At 34.0% G+C, this 19,919-nt stretch carries 15 protein-coding genes; 13 read left to right on the forward strand and 2 right to left on the reverse strand.

What is annotated here, in order from left to right; genetic code table 11:
- Positions 1 to 6: 6 nt before the first annotated feature.
- The 7 genes from ACYIAM_RS11635 to ACYIAM_RS11665 all read left to right on the forward strand — a co-directional run bounded on the left by ACYIAM_RS11635 (position 7) and on the right by ACYIAM_RS11665 (position 7,398).
- On the forward strand, positions 7 to 87 hold the full coding sequence (locus tag ACYIAM_RS11635) for an integrase core domain-containing protein (RefSeq protein WP_141670356.1): 81 nt from the start codon (positions 7 to 9) through the stop codon (positions 85 to 87).
- A 47-nt stretch (positions 88 to 134) separates the two neighbouring features.
- Positions 135 to 1,001 carry a hypothetical protein gene (locus tag ACYIAM_RS11640; protein WP_483748371.1) on the forward strand — a complete coding sequence of 289 codons (867 nt, stop codon included), beginning with the start codon at positions 135 to 137 and terminating at the stop codon, positions 999 to 1,001.
- Between the two features lie 713 nt (positions 1,002 to 1,714).
- A complete protein-coding gene (locus ACYIAM_RS11645; RefSeq protein ID WP_174796463.1) occupies positions 1,715 to 3,328 on the forward strand; it encodes an ABC transporter substrate-binding protein in 1,614 nt (537 codons plus the stop codon).
- A gap of 136 nt (positions 3,329 to 3,464) precedes the next feature.
- The gene (gene dppB / locus ACYIAM_RS11650; protein WP_483748372.1) at positions 3,465 to 4,481 is read left to right on the forward strand and encodes a dipeptide ABC transporter permease DppB; all 1,017 of its coding nucleotides are present in this window, start codon (positions 3,465 to 3,467) and stop codon (positions 4,479 to 4,481) included.
- A 14-nt stretch (positions 4,482 to 4,495) separates the two neighbouring features.
- Positions 4,496 to 5,419 (forward strand): dipeptide ABC transporter permease DppC, encoded by a 924-nt coding sequence (gene dppC / locus ACYIAM_RS11655; RefSeq protein WP_483748373.1) that lies wholly within the window; start codon positions 4,496 to 4,498, stop codon positions 5,417 to 5,419.
- 13 nt (positions 5,420 to 5,432) lie between these two features.
- Positions 5,433 to 6,410, forward strand: coding sequence for a dipeptide ABC transporter ATP-binding protein (gene dppD, locus ACYIAM_RS11660; RefSeq protein ID WP_483748374.1), 978 nt, complete (start codon positions 5,433 to 5,435; stop codon positions 6,408 to 6,410).
- A complete protein-coding gene (locus ACYIAM_RS11665) occupies positions 6,400 to 7,398 on the forward strand; it encodes a peptide ABC transporter ATP-binding protein (RefSeq protein ID WP_483748375.1) in 999 nt (332 codons plus the stop codon). Before dppD ends, ACYIAM_RS11665 begins: the two co-directional genes overlap by 11 nt.
- 287 nt (positions 7,399 to 7,685) lie before the next feature.
- Here the strand turns inward: ACYIAM_RS11665 and ACYIAM_RS11670 are convergent, their stop codons facing one another.
- Positions 7,686 to 9,083 (reverse strand): RtcB family protein, encoded by a 1,398-nt coding sequence (locus tag ACYIAM_RS11670; RefSeq protein WP_483748376.1) that lies wholly within the window; start codon positions 9,081 to 9,083, stop codon positions 7,686 to 7,688.
- A 553-nt stretch (positions 9,084 to 9,636) separates the two neighbouring features.
- On the opposite strand from ACYIAM_RS11670, the gene ACYIAM_RS11675 reads away from it, so the two are divergent.
- Entirely contained in the window at positions 9,637 to 10,797 is a 1,161-nt protein-coding gene (locus tag ACYIAM_RS11675) for a restriction endonuclease (protein ID WP_174796586.1), read from the forward strand.
- Between the two features lie 165 nt (positions 10,798 to 10,962).
- Here ACYIAM_RS11675 and rtcR read toward each other — a convergent pair whose 3' ends face one another.
- Positions 10,963 to 12,576 carry an RNA repair transcriptional activator RtcR gene (gene rtcR / locus ACYIAM_RS11680; RefSeq protein WP_483748377.1) on the reverse strand — a complete coding sequence of 538 codons (1,614 nt, stop codon included), beginning with the start codon at positions 12,574 to 12,576 and terminating at the stop codon, positions 10,963 to 10,965.
- A 286-nt stretch (positions 12,577 to 12,862) separates the two neighbouring features.
- On the opposite strand from rtcR, the gene ACYIAM_RS11685 reads away from it, so the two are divergent.
- The 5 genes from ACYIAM_RS11685 to ACYIAM_RS11705 all read left to right on the forward strand — a co-directional run bounded on the left by ACYIAM_RS11685 (position 12,863) and on the right by ACYIAM_RS11705 (position 19,842).
- Positions 12,863 to 14,089 carry an RtcB family protein gene (locus ACYIAM_RS11685; protein WP_483748378.1) on the forward strand — a complete coding sequence of 409 codons (1,227 nt, stop codon included), beginning with the start codon at positions 12,863 to 12,865 and terminating at the stop codon, positions 14,087 to 14,089.
- Between the two features lie 163 nt (positions 14,090 to 14,252).
- Positions 14,253 to 15,860 carry a hypothetical protein gene (locus tag ACYIAM_RS11690; protein WP_483748379.1) on the forward strand — a complete coding sequence of 536 codons (1,608 nt, stop codon included), beginning with the start codon at positions 14,253 to 14,255 and terminating at the stop codon, positions 15,858 to 15,860.
- Positions 15,861 to 16,184: 324 nt separating this feature from the next.
- Positions 16,185 to 17,330 (forward strand): hypothetical protein, encoded by a 1,146-nt coding sequence (locus ACYIAM_RS11695; RefSeq protein ID WP_483748380.1) that lies wholly within the window; start codon positions 16,185 to 16,187, stop codon positions 17,328 to 17,330.
- Positions 17,327 to 17,791 (forward strand): three component ABC system middle component, encoded by a 465-nt coding sequence (locus ACYIAM_RS11700; RefSeq protein WP_411592114.1) that lies wholly within the window; start codon positions 17,327 to 17,329, stop codon positions 17,789 to 17,791. The genes ACYIAM_RS11695 and ACYIAM_RS11700 overlap by 4 nt, the downstream gene beginning before the upstream one ends.
- Positions 17,788 to 19,842: a DUF3732 domain-containing protein gene (locus ACYIAM_RS11705; RefSeq protein WP_483748381.1), complete on the forward strand. Its 2,055-nt coding sequence runs from the start codon at positions 17,788 to 17,790 to the stop codon at positions 19,840 to 19,842. Before ACYIAM_RS11700 ends, ACYIAM_RS11705 begins: the two co-directional genes overlap by 4 nt.
- Positions 19,843 to 19,919 lie beyond the last annotated feature (77 nt).

Genomic DNA, 19,919 nt, shown 5'->3' on the forward strand with positions numbered 1-19,919 from the left:
TTAACGATTTATAATACCGAAAGACCGCATGAGGCGTTAAATAACATGACACCGATTGAGTATAAAACACTAAAACAAGCAGCATGATTTTCTACGTGAGTTGTGTACTAGGTTTGGGGTATTTACAGTTAAAGATGAAACAAAACTCACCAGAAGAATATGAAAAGTTAACTTTTTATAGCACCCAGGCAAATGAACAATATCGCGCTAGAATGGCTCCAGTGAAAAATGGTTTTTTTAAATATATTGAGAACATGAAAGGAGGCAAGAATGGAGATGGAGACAATGAAACAATTTCCCATTCAATAGCTATATTGGTTTTATCTGAATTAAAAAAAATTAAATTTGTAATAGGTCAAAATAGTTTTCAGTTAAACTTTTCACAATTTCTGATAGAACCACGTTTACAATTTGAAAATGGTAAAGTTTATTATCCTGATCTGATTGGCTATTTTTCTTCGGAATGTGATTTAGCTGAAAAATGGAATGGTAAAGTTGCTATCGAAGTCGCAGTTAAACATAAATGTGAACCCCAAAAAATAAAAGATTTCAGGGAACACAACATTCCGATAATAGAAGTGAACATTTCAGAAAAAATAATTTTTTTAAAAGAATTAAGAAATCAAAATTATGATAGTGAGGATGTAGAAAAGTATTATAATTATTTAAAAGCAATATTTAGAAATCAAGTTTATGGTTGTATTCGTTCAGATCCTATCTCTGTTAATTATCATGATAAAAAGTTGATATTAAAACAATCAGAATTAAGTAATGCTTTAAGTAATATTACTAAATTGCAAAAATCGTATCTTATCGAAAAAGAACGTATACTTAATGAATATACATCTATAAAAAACAACTTAATTAACATAGAATTAAATAATAATCATTTGGTTGAATTGTTAAAAAAAAGCCATGAATTAAATAAAAATCTAAAAAATAAAATAGAAATAATTGAATCAATGAGCTTTTGGCAAAAATTGAAAAAACTATTTAATTAACAAGTACTCTTATCCTAGATCATTTCTATATGGATACAACCCCAGATACATTCTCCCCATCTGAAATCCTCAGAACCAATCACCAAATTCTAAGACCTGCTTCTAGCAGTTTTTTTATGCCTAGAGCCTTTTAAAATAAGCCTTTCGCCTTGTTTTACTCCTCAACTGTGTTCAACTGAAATTAAGCTAAATCCAGTAATAAGTTAATTTTACATCATTAATTTAATGATTATTTTATTTACAATAATTATAATAGATTCTATAAAAATCAATTATTAAGTAACAAACTCTATAATAAATTTAGAACTATATAAATTGAGCAAAATTCGAAGAACATATTTATATGCTCTTTTTTAGTATTACCTTTAATATAAATTTGTGAATTAAAAATGGCACTATTTTTGCATGTTATATCTGTTACACAGTACTTAACTGCCGTTATACTCGTGTTAGAAATTATTTTAATCAAAAATAGAATGTTATTGTAAATTGCTAGGCAATATCGTAATTGTAATTATGGTGCATTTTTGCACCATATTAGTGCGATAGATAGCGAAAATATGAATTTAAACAAAGTAAAAATTAATTGATGTAAAAATCAAAATTAGAGTGTTTTACTAAATCTGTATTTAAAAAATATTAGAAATACGAAGATTTTAACTTTGTATAAGTATTAAAAAATAGGTTTACAGTTAAATAATTGGGGTGATTTTATGAGGAATCTAAGGAAATATAAACGTAAATTTTTGTTGGGCGCAGGGCTAATAACGATGCTTGCTAGTGCACAACTTCATGCTGCGGGGACGTTAGTTTATTGTGCAGAGGCTTCACCTGAAACATTTAGTCCACAGTTAGTGACAAGTGGTATTTCAATGGATGCTAGTGCAGTTCCTGTTTTTAACCGTTTGGTGGAATTTAAATTAGGTACTACCGAAATTGAACCTGCTTTAGCGAAATCTTGGGATATCAGCCAAGATGGTTTAACTTATACTTTCCATTTACGCGATGACGTTAAATGGCATAGCAATAAAGAATTCAAACCAACCCGAAACTTAAATGCTGATGATGTTATTTTTACATTTATGCGACAGAAAGATAAAAATCATCCTTATCACAAAGTTTCTGGTGGACAATATGAATACTTTGAAAGCATGGGATTCCCAGATTTAATCAAAGAAATTAAAAAGATTGATGACCATACTGTCGTATTTGAATTAAACCATCCAGAAGCTCCTTTCTTAGCCGATTTAGCAATGTCATTTGCTTCTATTTTATCAGCCGAATATGCCGATGCTATGCTTAAAAATGGCACACCCGAAAAAGTTGATTTAGTCCCCGTTGGTACTGGTCCGTTTACTTTTGTTCAATACCAAAAAGATTCAAGAATTCTTTATAAAGCAAATCCCGATTATTTTGGCCCTAAAGCCCAGCTTGATCGTTTAGTGTTTTCAATTACACCAGATCCTGCAATTCGTTATGCCAAGTTACAAAAAGGAGAATGTCATGCAATGCCATATCCAAATATAGCAGATATTGAACGAATGAAATCAGACAATAATATTGTTGTTAAAGAAATGGCAGGGGTTAATATTGGTTATTTAGCCTACAATATGGATAAGCCACCACTTGATAACTTGCAAGTTCGTCAAGCATTAAATATGGCCGTGAACAAAGATGCGATTATAAAAGCTGTTTTTCAAGGTGCGGCAGAACCAGCTAAAAACTTTATTCCACCATCAATGTGGGGTTATAACGATGAAGTAAAAGATTATCCTTATGATCCAGAACAAGCAAAAGAGTTATTAAAATCAGCGGGATTAGAAAAAGGCTTTACTATCAATTTATGGGCAATGCCAGTACAACGCCCATATAACCCAAATGCACGCCGTATGGCTGAAATGATTCAAGCGGATTGGGCTAAAATTGGTGTAACAGCTAAAATTGTGAGTTATGAATGGGGAGAATATCTATCTCGTATTCGTGATGGTGAACATGATGCAGTGCTAATGGGATGGTCGGGAGATAATGGTGATCCTGATAACTTTTATTCTGTTTTAATGAGTTGTGATGCGGTTAAAGCAGGTTCAAACTATTCACACTGGTGTTATAAACCATTTGATGATTTATTACAGCAAGCTCGCATTGAGCCTGATCATGAAAAAAGGGTTAAGCTTTACAAACAAGCGCAAGTCGAGATGCATAACCAAGCGCCTGCATTAATGATTGCTCATTCAATGATTTATCTGCCATTACGTAAAGAGGTTAAAGGCTATATTATGGCTCCTTTAGCATTACATAATTTTAACCAAGTTACGCTTGAAAAATAGTATTCCTAACGATTAACCACCAATGTGTGGTTAATCACTACGTTGGGTTTTGCTAAATTTAGAGCTATAAATCTATTTTTTAATAACAATAAAAATTTTATCTATTTTATAAACGATAGTTTAAAAGAGCTACTACATGTTTCAATTTATTCTAAAGCGGTTAGGTGTACTTATTCCGACTTTTATCAGCATTACACTGCTGACTTTTATTTTCGTTCACCTCATTCCTGGTGATCCTATTACGGTGCTTGCAGGAGAGCGAGGTTTAACGCCAGAACGCCATGCTGAATTAATAACGCAATTTGGTTTAGACAAGCCTCTTTATGAGCAATATTTTCAATACATTATAGGTATGTTTCATGGAGATTTAGGCATCTCTTTTAAAAGCCAAATTCCAGTATGGGATGAATTTGTACCTCGATTTAAAGCAACTTTTGAGCTTGGATTTTGCGCGATGCTGTTTGCAGTTAGTTTTGGGATTCCAATTGGCGTACTTGCCGCAGTAAAACGCGGTTCAATATTTGATCATACAGCAATAGGTTTGTCTTTAACGGGTTATTCCATGCCAATTTTTTGGTGGGGAATGATGCTCATTACGTTAGTTTCTGTGCATTTAAATTTAACTCCAGTATCAGGTCGTGTTAGTGATATGCTTTTCTTAGATGAAAGTAAACCTTTAACCGGATTTATGTTAGTTGATACTTTATTATGGGGTGAAACAGAAGATTTTATCGATGCAGTTACTCACTTAATTTTACCTGCCATTGTATTAGGAACCATTCCATTAGCAGTCATTGTCCGCATGACCCGTTCTTCTATGTTAGAAGTATTAAGTGAAGATTATATTCGAACTGCACGAGCTAAAGGCGTTAGTCGAATGCGAATCATCCTTATTCATGCATTACGCAATGCGATGATCCCAGTGATGACAGTCATCGGTTTACAAGTTGGTACAATGCTTGCTGGTGCAATATTGACCGAAACCGTCTTTTCATGGCCGGGAATTGGTCGTTGGTTAATTGAAGCGCTACAACGTCGAGATTATCCCGTAGTGCAAAGTGGCGTTTTAATTGTTGCGGTCATGATTATTTTGGTAAATTTATTAGTTGATATGTTATACAGCGTTATCAATCCGCGTATTAGACATAAATAAGAGTGTGTTTACAGATGAATAAACAGGTTATTACTGAATCGACCAATACGAGAGACACCAGTTTGGTTGAACCTAAGCCATTAACGCCTATGCGTGAGTTCTGGTTTTATTTTTCAAAAAATAAAGGTGCTGTCGTTGGATTAGTCTTTATTATTATTGTTGTATTACTCGCTATTTTTGCTAATTTTGTTGCACCACATTCTCCTTCTGAACAGTTTAGAGATGCCTTATTAGCGCCACCTGTTTGGATGAAAGATGGCAGTTGGCAATTTATTTTAGGCACAGATGATGTGGGGAGAGATATCTTATCGAGGCTCATTTATGGTGCGCGTTTATCTTTATTAGTTGGTTGCTTAGTCGTCATCATCTCATTGATTTTAGGGATTACAGTGGGATTGATTGCTGGTTATGCAGGCGGTTTTTTAGACAACATCATTATGCGTGCTGTCGATATCATGCTTGCTTTACCCAGTTTATTACTTGCACTTGTTTTAGTTGCGATATTTGGCCCATCGATTGTTAATGCCTCAATCGCATTAGCTTTTGTTGCGTTACCTCATTATATCCGTTTAACCCGCGGAGCAGCCCTTGCTGAAATTAATAAAGATTATGTGATTGCTTCCCGAGTTGCTGGGGCAGGTGCTTTACGGCAGATGTTCATAAATATTCTGCCAAACTGTTTAGCGCCATTAATTGTGCAAGCTTCATTAGGATTTTCAAATGCGATTTTAGACATGGCCGCATTAGGTTTTTTAGGTATGGGTGCACAGCCACCGACCCCTGAATGGGGAACAATGCTTGCTGACGTATTGCAATTTGCACAATCTGCATGGTGGGTAGTCACCTTTCCGGGCTTAGTAATTTTAATGACAGTGTTAGCTTTCAACTTAATGGGAGATGGTTTGCGAGACGCGCTTGATCCTAAATTGAAGCAGTAATGGAGATACAGTCATGGCACTATTAGAAGTAAAAGAATTATCTGTTCAATTTGGTGGATTTAAAGCGGTAGACCACATTAGTTATGACGTTGAACAAGGGCAAGTTGTTGGCATTGTGGGTGAATCAGGCTCAGGAAAGTCAGTGAGTTCACTCGCCATAATGGGGTTAATTGATTTTCCAGGTAAAGTCAATGCCAATGCATTACATTTTGATGGCAAAGACCTGCAACAGATCTCAACCAAAATGCGCCGTAAAATTGTGGGTGCAGATGTTGCAATGATCTTTCAAGATCCGATGACGAGCTTAAACCCATGTTTTACCATAGGTTACCAAATCATTGAAACCTTGAAAATTCACCAAGGTGGCAGTAAAAAAGCACTCAAAGCAAGAGCGATTGAATTGCTTAAATTAGTGGGTATTGCTGATGCAGAAAATCGATTAAATGTTTATCCGCATCAGTTATCTGGTGGCATGAGCCAACGCGTCATGATCGCAATAGCAATTGCATGTAACCCAAAGCTCTTAATTGCTGATGAACCAACAACCGCGCTTGATGTTACAATTCAAGGGCAAATTATCGAGTTATTGCTTGAGTTGCAACGCAAAAATAACATGGCATTAGTTCTTATTACGCATGACTTAGCGTTAGTTTCTGAGGCGGCACAAAAAATTATTGTGATGTATGCTGGACAAGTCGTTGAAATAGGTGATACTGAAATTATCTTTAAAAAACCATTACACCCTTACACACAAGCATTATTACGCTCGCTGCCTGAATTTACGCAAGACAAAGAGCGATTAGCATCATTAGCGGGTGTCGTTCCAGGAAAATATGATCGGCCAACGGGCTGTTTACTCAATCCGCGTTGTCCTTATGCTACTGAACGCTGTTATACTGAAGAACCTGCATTAATGAGTTATTCTGCAACTAGAAAAGTAAAATGCCATTATCCATTATCAAGCGAAGGGATACCACAATATGAACAATAATATGGAAAATAAAGAATTACTGCTTGATGCCCGAAACCTGACAAAATATTATCATGTCAAAACGGGGTTCTTTTCTGAAGCTAAACAAGTTAAAGCTGTTGACGGTGTATCTTTTACATTAGGTAAAGCCAAAACACTTGCGATTGTTGGTGAATCGGGTTGTGGTAAATCCTCATTAGCAAGATTATTGACCATGATCGAAAAACCCACATCAGGAGAACTCTATTTTAAAGATCAGAATCTGTTGGATAATGACCTGCAAGCTCAAAAATTGCGTCGCCAAAAGATCCAAATTGTTTTCCAAAATCCATACTCATCACTCAATCCACGCAAAAAAATCGGTTCCATATTAGAAGAACCGCTAATTATCAATACCGATTTAACAGCCAATGATCGTAAAGCAAAAGTGCTATCAATGATGAAAAAAGTTGGATTAAAAGAAGAGTTTTATAATCGTTATCCGCATATGTTTTCAGGAGGACAACGCCAACGCATTGCTATCGCAAGAGGTTTAATGCTTGATCCCGAAATAGTGGTTGCTGATGAACCCGTTTCAGCACTAGATGTTTCTGTGCGTGCACAAGTACTAAATTTGATGATGGATCTACAGCAAGATCTAGGTTTATCTTATGTTTTTATTTCTCATGACCTTTCTGTCGTTGAGCATATTGCTGATGACGTAATGGTGATGTATTTAGGGCGTTGCGTTGAACAAGGGCGGAAAGATGAAATCTATCGCAATCCAAAGCATCCATACACTCAGGCGCTATTATCAGCAACACCAAGATTAAATCCAGATCTTAGACGGGATAGAATCAAATTAGAAGGGGAATTACCAAGCCCTCTTAATCCTCCTTTGGGTTGTGCTTTTAATGCCCGGTGCCGTTTAGCATTTCCACGTTGCACAATTGAACAACCGCAACTTATTAACTATAACGAACATAAAATTGCCTGTTTCTGTATAGAGGAAAAAGTTCATAATGAATAATAAAGGTGACAGTTAATTCTGTCACTAAATTCTATAATAAACCTACTTATTGTATTTCTCTTGTTTACAATAGGAATTGTTGATTGTTATATGTGAATACTAAATCGGTTAAAAGGAAAAAATATTGTCTAAAACTCATTGGGTTAATAACGCTGAGATCTGGATGAGTAAAACAAACTCAATACCTAGTGATAATGCAACATAAACAAAATACAATGCTAAAAATTTAGAATGGCAATTGATTATAAAAACAGCCCAAACTAACAAAGCTTGGGCTGTTTGCTTGATCACGCTTTAAACGTGATCCAAGGTTTAAGTTTTACCACTGACTGAATTAAATCTGCATTTTCTTGCGATTCGATTACAGGTGTGATCGGTTTATAAGCCGCAGGGGCTTCTTCACGTAGACGTTCCTCTTTTAAGGTAATACATTGCCATGGCAAATTAACCTTATCAGACACCACTTTTTTGCTACGCATTGATTGCCGTCTTTCAGCTCTACCCGCACCATGCGAACAAGACCATAACCAATCCGAATTCCCTTTACCAACCGCCACATAAGAGTAATCGCCCATCGAGCCGGGAATTAACACTATTTCCCCTTGATTAGCTGGCGTTGCCCCTTTGCGGTGAATATTCATGCCATGCTCAGGTAAAATAATATTATGCGAAATATCCACGATTAACTGACTATTATCGTGTTTAAAGATCGCCATGAATTCTTTACGTATCAATTCGGTGATAACAATTCGGTTGATCCAAGCATAACGTGCTGCAACGCCCATAGCTTGCAAGTAATTTTGAGCATTATCATCGGCTAAACCAAATAACCCTGATGTTGGATATTTTTCGTTTACTGGCCATAATTCTTTGGCTTTATCTTGCCAACGCTTGCCAATATAAAATCCCACATCACGTGAACCAGTATGAATCATTATCACAACAGCATCTTTCTTTAGCCCCATTTGATAAGCTAAATGTCGATCAAGGATCTCATCAACAATTTGTAACTCAACAAAATGGTTACCTGAACCAACGGTACCTAAGCTTGCTGGACGGATAATACTGCGTGACTCAAAAAAGGCCTCTGGCGCGTATTTGCTATCGGCGGTGATTAACGACTGCCCCGATATTTGGTTAATTTCGGCAATTAATCGCTTAACATTAACCTCTTGCCACAAACCTTGTTGTGGTAAGGCTGCAATCCATTGCTCTATTCCTTGATCAAACAACGCTTGAAAAGATTGCGGCGTAACAGGAATATCTCGTTCATCTTGCAATAATACGCGTTTTAGTTGCGCGATAATTGCTGATTTTTGGTCATGCACTTCATCATAGCTTAAGCCAGTTGTCAAAAGGCGCATACCACAGTTAATATCAGTGCCAATAGCTGCTGGAATAATTAAATCTTCCGTTGTTGCCACAATACTGCCCACTGGCGCAATCGCACCTGGATGGAAATCGGGAGTAGCACGTGCAGCGCACACGTGTCCTAAGCTATTAGGTACTTTAACCGATGCAAAATCCAGTAACTGCTTGACAGCTTTTTCTTCTAAAGGTAAAGCCTGCGGTAATAAAACTTGAGCGGTCGTATTTTGTTGATTAAAAGTATAAATATCATTATAAAAATGACTTTCAATCCCTAGTCGGGATAAACGTTTTTGTAAACGGGTAAATGTAGACATCATTGCCACCTAGAAAACAATAAAAAACGGTCTCCTCTGTTGAGAAGATAATTACTGTTTTCCTGCAGCAGCACGATTCAGGAAAGCGGGCTTATTCTATACAAAAGGTAACAATCTGTAAAGTGTCAGTAATTATTAAGTTTTGTGCAAATTAAACAACACCTTTTTGACTTAATAAAGTCAATATAATTAAGTAATAACATATGGCTTTGGTCGAGACTGAAAAATTTTTCTTCTAATATCATAATATTAACAGGAAAAGTAGCTAACTTTAGTTTACCTATTATCCATTTGGATGTAAAAAACATTGAATCTTTTCAAGATAACGACAACAATTCGTTAAACCATATCGAGTTAACGAATTGTAGAGCAAAGCTAAATCGGTATAACCACATTGCAGCCATAATTTAGTTTTCTAATAGATTATTTTTGCTTTTATTTCTGATATGCTTTTTTCGTTATAAAATAAATTAACTTTTAGATTAACTAAATATTATTGCATTTTAAGTGATAATTTTATTTTTTTAAATCACTGAAATACTTTAAGGAATAAATTGTGACTTATAAAACTATAACACCACTATTTCCAACATATGCCCAGACAGCAGCAATGATTAAAGCAGTATCTGGATATACTAAAAAGTCTGTACATGGCATGATTAGTGAGATTCGAGGACAGTCTGGGACACCACAAAAACCAGTGGACTGGTCAAACCCTAATAGCTGGATCGATGAACGACTAAGTGGCGAATACGCTGAAATAGCGAATAAAATATGGTCACAGGATAACCACGTATTAAATCCTCGTCATAGTTATGGTACTTATATGTTTATAAATAATGGCAACCTAATGACTGTCGATATACAAGGCTGTTGGCAACCCTCAGCAAAAGGGAAAGCTTTTTTAAAAGGTGATAAAACAGTTTTGCGAGAATTGGATGATGCAGAAGCAATATTACAACTATTAGAATTACTTAGTGTACGTGGACAAGCTAAAAATGGCGATTTATTACCAGAATGGATCACTTATTTGCGCCAGAATTCAAAATGGAATAGTGAACGTGCATGTAAATCAACTTTATATGCTCGACTAGTGAATTTAGTCGATCGCAAACTTGTTAAACGTAATGGTATTGTTTATCAGATAACGGATAGTGGTCAAAAATGGTTAGATGATCTTCCACAAACTAAATTACGTGACCCATTGGATGATATTATGGATTCTGTTGTTCGATATAATGAACAACAAAAAGCATTATTATCAGAACAATTACATAATATGAACCCTTATCATTTTGAAATATTAATTGGTCAATTATTACAAGCGATGGGTTATGAAGATGTTACGGTTACTAAAGCTTCGGGCGATAAAGGTATTGATGTAATAGGTAATGTACAAGTGGGTATTACGCGTATTACAGAAGTCGTTCAAGTAAAACGAATGCAAAATTCAGTTAATCGCCCATTGATCGATCAATTAAGAGGAGCTTTACCTTATCATAAAGCTATCCGAGGCACATTAATCACAACAAGCAAATTTTCATCAGGTTGTGCAGAAGCAGCTAACTACCCTGGTGCTGCGCCAATTACCTTAATTGATGGCTCAAGATTAATTGAATTACTTATTGAAAATGGGGTAGGTATAAAACGTAATAATTCTTTAGAATTACTTAGTATTGATATGTCAGTATTTGAAGAACAAACAGAAGATTAAAATAAGAGTTTTGTCGTTGTATGCAGAATCTAATAATTTGTTAACCAACCTTTCAACATTTAATCATCAGTCATAATTAAATTGAATAGCTAAGACTTTGGTCAAAATAAATCCACTTTTGATACCAGTGGATTTACCTCTATCATGTTAGGATTAAATGATTTGCTATTGATGAATCACCTCCCAACTCAAGCCAAATTTAGCTAAATATTTCTTTAGCCGATCAGCATCATTACTGCGTTGTTTTTTGGTGCGAGAAACGGCAAATAAATGCCTGCCTGCGGCAGATAATGTTTCACTTTTTTGGCATATTTCGATCACTTTTTCTAGTTGGTAGCGATCAAATTCATCAATATCTGTTGGGATTAAAGAATGATCATTTCTGCTTTGTCCCCAGTTTTGTTTTAAGCGCGCAATCTCTTTTTCAACTTGTTCAAGCGTGATATTAGCTTGTGGTGCTAACGTCGCCATTCGAATAATCGAACTATTTAGTTCACGAAAGTTACCCAACCATAAAGCATCGGGACTGGTGGCAAAGGCCAAATAGACGCGTCGTGATTGTTGATTAAAGCGTGGCATGATGCCATATTCTTTGGCATAACGTGCCAACTCATAATCAATGTTCGGTTCAATGTCTTCTTTACGTTGTGCTAAACTTGGCAGTTGATAACTCCATAAGTTAATTCTGGCGAACAGATCTTCTCGAAACTCGCCTTGTTTTATTGCCTGTTTCAGATCTTTATTCGTGCCAGCAATTAGCTGAAAATCACTCTGTATCGGTTTATCACTACCAAATGGATAAAATTGCTTTTCTTCAATCGCTTTTAATAACATGGCTTGCTCATCAAGCCCAAGTTCACCAATTTCATCTAAAAACAATAAACCGCCATCGGCATTTTTAAGTAATCCAGTGCGGGCAAGATTAGCACCAGTAAAGGCGCCTTTAACATGACCGAACAAGGTTGACATTGCACTATCTCCACGCAAAGTGGCGCAATTGATTTCAACAAACTGACCTCTAATTTGATGATTACTGTGTTTAAGCAAATAAATCTGTTTAGCCAAAAATGATTTACCTGCACCTGTAGGTCCACACAATAAAATAGGTGCATGCGATCGACTAGCGACTTGTTCTATTTCAGCAATTAACTGATTGAATTGTTGATTACGCGTTGCGATACCTGACTTTAATAAATCGGTTGCTTGATGGGCATATTGTTGAAAACGAGTTAAGATTTTATCATAACGATGCAAATTTAAATCGATGATATTCATTTTACCGCAAGGCACTTGCCTAATCAGTTCATTTTCGGTTAACTCCATATCAGATTGCGAGGCAGACTGATGTTTCTCTGGCGGTGACATTTGTAATAATTTAGCGGGATAATAGCGTGACTCAGCCAGTAAAAACCAACAAATCTGAGCAACATGCGTGCCTGTTGTAATATGAACATAATAGTTTTCTTGTTCTGGATTAAATGCGTAATTCTTCGAAATATCAAAAAGGCAGGTATAAACTTGCTCAAAATCCCATGGATCGTCTATGTTTATTGCAATTGGTGTTACTTCGATTTGCGGTGATAAAGTTTTAATATCTTTAATCACTTCACAAAGCAGATGATAATCATTTTGATAATAAAGTAGTTCTAACCGATTAAAGCCTATCTCTGACTGATAACATAAATCAATAGTCGGTCGCCAATGCCGCCAGCGTCGTTTACCTTTACCACGTTGATCCAGTACATTTCCTAAAAAACCAAATACTACATTCTTTTTCATTTTTATAAATATTTATAAATTAGCAGAATAAATTATAAAAAATAAACCTATAAAAATCTATCTAATTTCTTTCTTGATCTATTTAAAATTTATTTTTCTTTTTAAATCAAATTGATATTAATTATTTTTGTCTTTTTAAATTTTTGGCACGATTTTAGCAATATTTATAATACTGAGTCACAAAAAAGACTTTATCGCCCCCAAGGGGAAAATAAAATCTAAAAATAAAACCAAGCTTGTCAACTTAGCAACTCAGCGTTGCATGAAATTTAGAAGGAATCAAAAAATGAGACAATATGAAGTATTAAAAACCGAAAATACTAAGCCAATAAAAATGTGGACAAAAGGCGTACCAGTAGAACTTGAAGCCAAAGAACAACTACTAAAATTGGCACAATTACCGTTTATTTTTAAACATATCGCCGTAATGCCTGATGTGCATGTAGGTAAAGGATCGACTATTGGTAGTGTGATTCCTACTATTGGTGCAATTATACCCGCTGCGGTTGGTGTAGATATTGGCTGTGGAATGATGGCAGTACAAACTTCATTAACCAGCGCTGATCTACCTGACAACCTAGCACCCTTACGTTTAGCGATTGAAAAAGCCGTACCGCATGGTTTAACGCCCAAAAAAATAGGACGCGATCAAGGGAGTTGGCAAAATCCACCATTAATTGTGGATCAATATTGGCAACAGCTATTACCAGAATTTGAAAAACTGACTGAAAAATATCCACGTTTTTTAAATACCAATAACTACCATCATTTAGGAACATTAGGAACTGGTAATCATTTTATCGAAATTTGTTTAGACGAAGCTGATCGGGTTTGGATTATGTTACATAGCGGTTCACGTGGTGTGGGTAATGCTATTGGAGAGTATTTTATCAACCTAGCTAAACAAGACATGGCTACTTACTTGATTGATAACTTTTTACCAAGTAAAGATTTAGCCTACTTTGTTGAAGGCACTGAGCATTTTAATGATTATCTTATGGCGGTAAATTGGGCTCAAGAGTTTGCCCGTTTAAATCGTGAGGCAATGATGCATAACACAATTAAAGCTATCGGTAATACACTAAATATTGAGTGTATTAGTCGTCTACAAGCAGTTAACTGCCACCATAACTATGTTCAAAGAGAGCATCATTTTGGTCATAATATTTTTGTGACACGCAAAGGAGCGGTATCAGCTCGTAAAGGTGAGCTAGGGATTATTCCGGGCTCAATGGGCGCTAAAAGCTATATTGTCCGTGGACTTGGTAATGAAGAAAGTTTCTGTTCATGCTCACATGGTGCAGGACGAGTTATGAGCCGAACAGCGGCCAAAAAACAATTTACCATTGAAGACCAAATCAAAGCCACCGCACATGTTGAATGCCGTAAAGATGCTGATGTGATTGATGAAATACCAATGGCATATAAAGATATTGATGCGGTAATGACAGCCCAAAATGAACTGGTCGAAATTGTCCATCAATTACGGCAAGTCGTGTGTGTGAAAGGGTAAAAAATATCGAGGAGCAATCCTCGGTATTGGTGGAAATAAAAATATAAACAACTTCAATTATATCAATTACAATCTAAAAATAATGCATGACTATCGCGATTATTCAATTTAATTTAAATAACTGATTAATCATTCTAACAATAAAATATTTAAAGGATTAACAATGAAAGAAAATACTCAAAATTCAACCACAGAACCCTCAAATAGGGCGACGACTCAACCATTTCCAATGGTATGGGATAACAATAAAATCAGTATTTATCAATTTTTACTGCCTTATCAACATGCTGAAAAACTGCCTGAAATAGCCCAAACACTTCCTGATGAATCATCTGATGATACAAAATTAAAATGGGCAGCAGGGGCGATGGATGGAGTTAGCAATCATCATGGCGCATCATCTGAACAAACATGTGTTGAAGAAATTTTAACGTTACTAATCACAATATCAACACAACCCAATAAACACGATATCGAAAAACTTTACACCTTAATAAATACGGAAGGTACTTTAAGTTTTATTGATGATTTAAGTGATGCAATACCAAAAATTGACCTTGATTTTGATAAGTTATATGAATTTACCTATTGGTTAGCAACAAATAGCCCTGATCGTGAAATCATTAAGTTTAGTATTGCTGTATTAGGATGTTTTACTACCGAACAAACAGACTTATTTTTATTATTAGGCATGCATGAAGAGTTTACCTTATATTCAGCAGTTGCATTACAAAATACCTTATCATCACCCGAACAAGTCGAAAATGCCTTAGTTACTTTAGCTAAAAAAGTGGATGGTTGGGGTAGGATCCATATCGTTGAACGATTAGCCGAATATCAATTATCATCAACAACTAAAGATTGGTTATTAAGAGCGGGTTATCAAAATAGCGTTATGAACGAATATCTTGCTTATACTTGCGCAACCAAAGGTGAATTAAATCAGGTTTTAGAACAAGATAGTGTTAATTTACCTTTATTAGAATCTGCGGGTGAAATTTTAGAGGCACTCATCATGGGCGGACCAGCCGAAGATATGCATTGTTATGAGGAAGGTGCTATTGTTTGTTTAAATTATTTAAAACATTTACTAAAACTACCCTCATTAGCTGAACTCCCCCCTTTACGGACAGTACTGACTATACGTGATTTTGTTAGCAACCAGCTTAATGAAAGCTATCCTAATTGGAATGAAAAAATAAAAAACGCAATTATTGAAAAAGCGAATGAGTTTATCCATCAAGATAAATGGTTAGCATTAATTGAGCATGATTTAATGGCTGATGATAGCAGTAAATTTTGCCTAGCTGCTGATCTTTACACGCAATTTGGATTTGATGCATGGGAGGCGCGTTTTGCATATCAAAAAAATCATCAGGGTGAACAGTGGTATTATTTAATGCAAACCGATGATATACAAAGAGTACAACAAGTTATACAGTTAGCTGGGCAACAATATGACTTTACAAAAATCGCAACAGGACCAGCGCTAGAATCTGCATTTGGCATCAAATATAAAGCACACCGTGCATTGGATGCTATTTTACAAGAGCTCAATCGATTTCCGGGTATGGGTGAAGATCTTATATTAATAGGTCTAAACAGCCCAGTAATACGCAATCGAAACATGGCATTAAATGCCATTGAAGCTTGGGATCGGCAATGTTGGACAGATAAACAAACGCTTGCCCTGCAAGAGATTATTACAAGAGAACCTAATGATGAAATTAAACAAAGGTTGGCAACGCTACTTGCTTCGCACAATAGTTAAATATTCTATTTACGTGCTAACAAACGTAAAAATATCGACGCAGTTATGGCCGCCCCAAATGGGGGGCGGAATTGTATATTAATGACGGTTGGTGGTGTGTGTTATGGGGTAAAATGGGAGGTTAATTGTATCATTGCTAAAAGGAAAAGGTTGACCTTGTCTCATTTGTTAATTATGTAGATAATTGATCTTAATTATAATATTTATAAATGAAATAACTATATAGTGTTATGTAATTATTTTAAATAATATGGTTTTACATATTGTAATGTTATGTTAAAATTTTTGAAAAAAAATGGTATAGTTACAGGGCAGTTGTAAATAATGGAAAATAATAAATTACCTAATTCTGCAATTGATTCAACAAAAGCTATTTCATACCAATTGCTTATTGCTTTAGATATAGCATATTCTCTAGATCAAGACCAAAAGCTCTGGATAGAAAAATACGGTGATGTAACAATATCTCATGATTCACAAATAGAGGTAAAACATCTAGCAAAACCTTTATCCGATAATAACATTGCTTTTTGGAATACCATAAAAAACTGGTTAGATCAACGTTTTGAACATCATTATTATAAATCGCTAGTATTAAGTACAACTCAAAGTATAGGCTTAAAGAGTATTTTTAATCAATGGGAATCATCAAATGTCGAAAAAAGATATTCTGATTTATACGAGCTTTGGATTTCGGCTGAAAAAAGATTTCAACAAAAACAAGTTAAAAAACCGCACTATAAACCCAGTGAAATATTAGCTATTCAACGAGAAATATTTAATGAAAAAGATGCTGAATTAAGAGAGATTATCCCTAAAATAGTTATTGTTTCTGATGCTCCTAATTATGAAAAAAAATGGTCAGAAATGGTAAGGAAATATGCAAGAGGAATACCATCAGAAAATCAACAATTATTTATTCAAGCATTAATCGGTTTTCTAATATCCGCCCAAGTACAAGATGGTTGGGAAATAACGAACAGCCAATTCACCGAAGAAGTTCGAAAAATAAACTCTTTATATCAAAATGGGCAACATATATTTCCTAAAATAAAAAAATCAGCAGATTTAGATCATACAAAATACGTAGATAAATTATTTATAAAAAAAATTAATGAAATATCTCACCACGAAGTTCTTACAGAGGCAATTAATGACTATCTATATGCTAATGCAATAATTTGGAAGGAGTTGAAAGGGCTTCAGAAAAGTTATGAGTATTATTTAGAATATCAGAACCAATTAAAAAGAAAACATAATTCAAAGTATAGAGAAAAATGCGCTGAATTAAAATTAAATGCTGATCATGATATAGTTATCTCTTCCCAATGCTTTTATGATCACTTAATGGGTGAAGATCCTCAGTTGTTATGTCCATATACAAACACACCGAGTGATTTCAGGAATGGCGTATATCATATTCTAGCTGATGACGATAATGATAATATTCACTGGAAGCTAAGAAGATGAAAAAAGATAGAATATATTACTATATCACCTTAACAAGAAGCCCAATTATCTTAGCTCCTGTAGTTGGGGCATTTTATAAAGCATTACCAAATAGCCCTAAAAATATTTTACTTAGTTATTTAGTCCTACCTTTGGTTTTATATCCACCATCTCAAAAATTTTTATCAAAAGCTCGCTCTACTAGTAATTTAAGAACATTTTGCAATTACCAAGATAATATTCTTGGTTTATACCAGAGAGTAAATGAATTTAAAACAACGACAAATCAGATTGTGAATGATTTAATCAGTAAGCAATATTTAAAACTTTGTGATGATTTATCGATTGAATATTGTAAAGATGATTCGATGCCATCAAAACTTGAAGTAGAAATAAAATCAGCTCAAAATCTAGCTTCAATAATCTTCAAATCCCATGATATACCCAGTATATATAGACAACTTGGAATAGTTAAACTATGAAATGTTATATAAAACTTATTGCAGTATTAGATAATAATGAAAATAGTCATTTTGTTAAATTAACTCCTGGATTAAATATTATTACAGGTAGCTCATCAACCGGTAAAAGTGCCCTTATAGAAATTTTTGATTATTGCTTTGGTAGTAGTGATTATACGGTGCCTACTGGTATTATTACTGATAATGCAGCAATGTATTATGTTGTATTGCAATTTTGTGACTATATACTAGTTTTAGCTAGAAGACCTGAATCAAAACATTGTTTTATAAAGGAATTAACTAATGTAGAAGAGATAGAATCATTAACTAACATCAAATCTAACTTTTTTGATGAAAATTTTTTCTATCCCTTGAAAGATTTTAAAATCAGATTAAATAGACACTTTGATATTGATTTTACTAGTGTGGATGAAGATCTAGCAAAAGTTGAATACTTAAATAAAAAAAGTGCTACCCCATCAAGTCGTAGTTTTATGTCATTTTGTTTACAACATCAAAACTTAATCGCAAACAAGCATGCTATTTTTTATCGTTTTGATCAAAAGGAAAAAAGAGAACAAGCTATAGAACATTTCAAAATTTTTATGGGTATTGTTGATCAAGACTATTTTTATAAAAAGCAAAAGATAAGCCAACTTGATGAATTAATAAAAACAAAAGAAAAATTATTAAGAAGAGAAGTAAATAATGAATTTGGTATAAAAGCTAAATTAAAGCAAATTCTAAATGATTACCATACACTAACAGGGACTGACTTATTAAAAACTGAAATTGATGAAATCTATAATAAACCAGAAAAAGTATTACAATTATTAAAACAAAACACTGTAAAAATAGATCTAACAAATTCTGATTATGAAATTAGAAAAAAAGAACTAGATGGAGCATATAGTCAATGCTTTGCTCAAAAAAGAGAATTGATAAATAAAAAAAATACAATTGATTCTTCTATTAATTATGTAATTGATTTTACTAAAAATTTATCATCAATAAATCTTATTCAAGATGTTGGTATACAAATATGCCAATGCCCATTTTGTCAATCTGAAATAAACCCAATGCTTTCTGAAGCACATAAATTAACTGATGCTATCAATTGGCTAAACAAAGAGTTACAAGCAACACCTTATCTAGCTAAGTCCCTAAGTGAAGAAAAGAATCTAATAGAAAAGGAAATAAAAAATAAAAATATTGAATTTAAAGAAATAGAAACTAATTTAAAAAAATTAGCTGAACAAACTGAAAATTTGCAAAATAAGACACCAATTTCACAATTAGCAGAAGAACTTAAATTACGATTTAAAATTATGCTAGAAGATATGGAGTCAAAAAATAAAATGGATATGCAAAAGGAGATTGAAAATCTTAAAACTGAACGAGATAAATTAGAAAAAGCAATTGATCAAGAATATAAACTTAAAAGAACTTTAAACAATTTACAGAATAAAATTAATAATATGATGAATCAAATAGGTGAAAACTTTGATTTTGAAAAATCATATTGCCCCATCAACTTACATTTTAAACTAGAATCTTTTGATTTATATCATAAAGATAAGAAAAGAGGTGAAACATATCTGCGTTCTATGGGGAGTGGTGCTAATTGGCTTTATTCCCATTTATCTTTGTTTTTATCCTTACATTCCTTATTTGCTACCAATAAAAAATGTAAAATTCCCCCTATTTTATTTTTAGATCAACCAACACAAGTGTATTTTCCTAATTTTCAAGATGATGATGCAGAAAACTTTAATCCTGAAAATTTAGTATCAAAAATGAAAAGAGATAAAATAAAGGATGATTTATCTTCCGTAAAAAATATATTCAAAGAACTCATTACATTTTGCGAAAATCATAAAGACGACAATGGCGATATTTTAATTCAAATTATTGTCACTGATCATGTAGATAATTTAGGTGTTTTAAACAATAATAATGGTGCCAAAAATGAATTAAGTGAGAAAGAGCAAAACTTACAAAACAAAATTTATAATTATAACAATTATGTTAGAGCTCGTTGGCGAAAACAAAATGATGGTTTCATAAATTAAAAAAATAAATTTGAATTACAAACTAGTTTATAAAACTCAAATTAACAACATAAAGAATGCGAGCTAGCTCGCATTTT

The sequence above is a fragment of the Gilliamella sp. X-60 genome, from assembly GCF_057063585.1.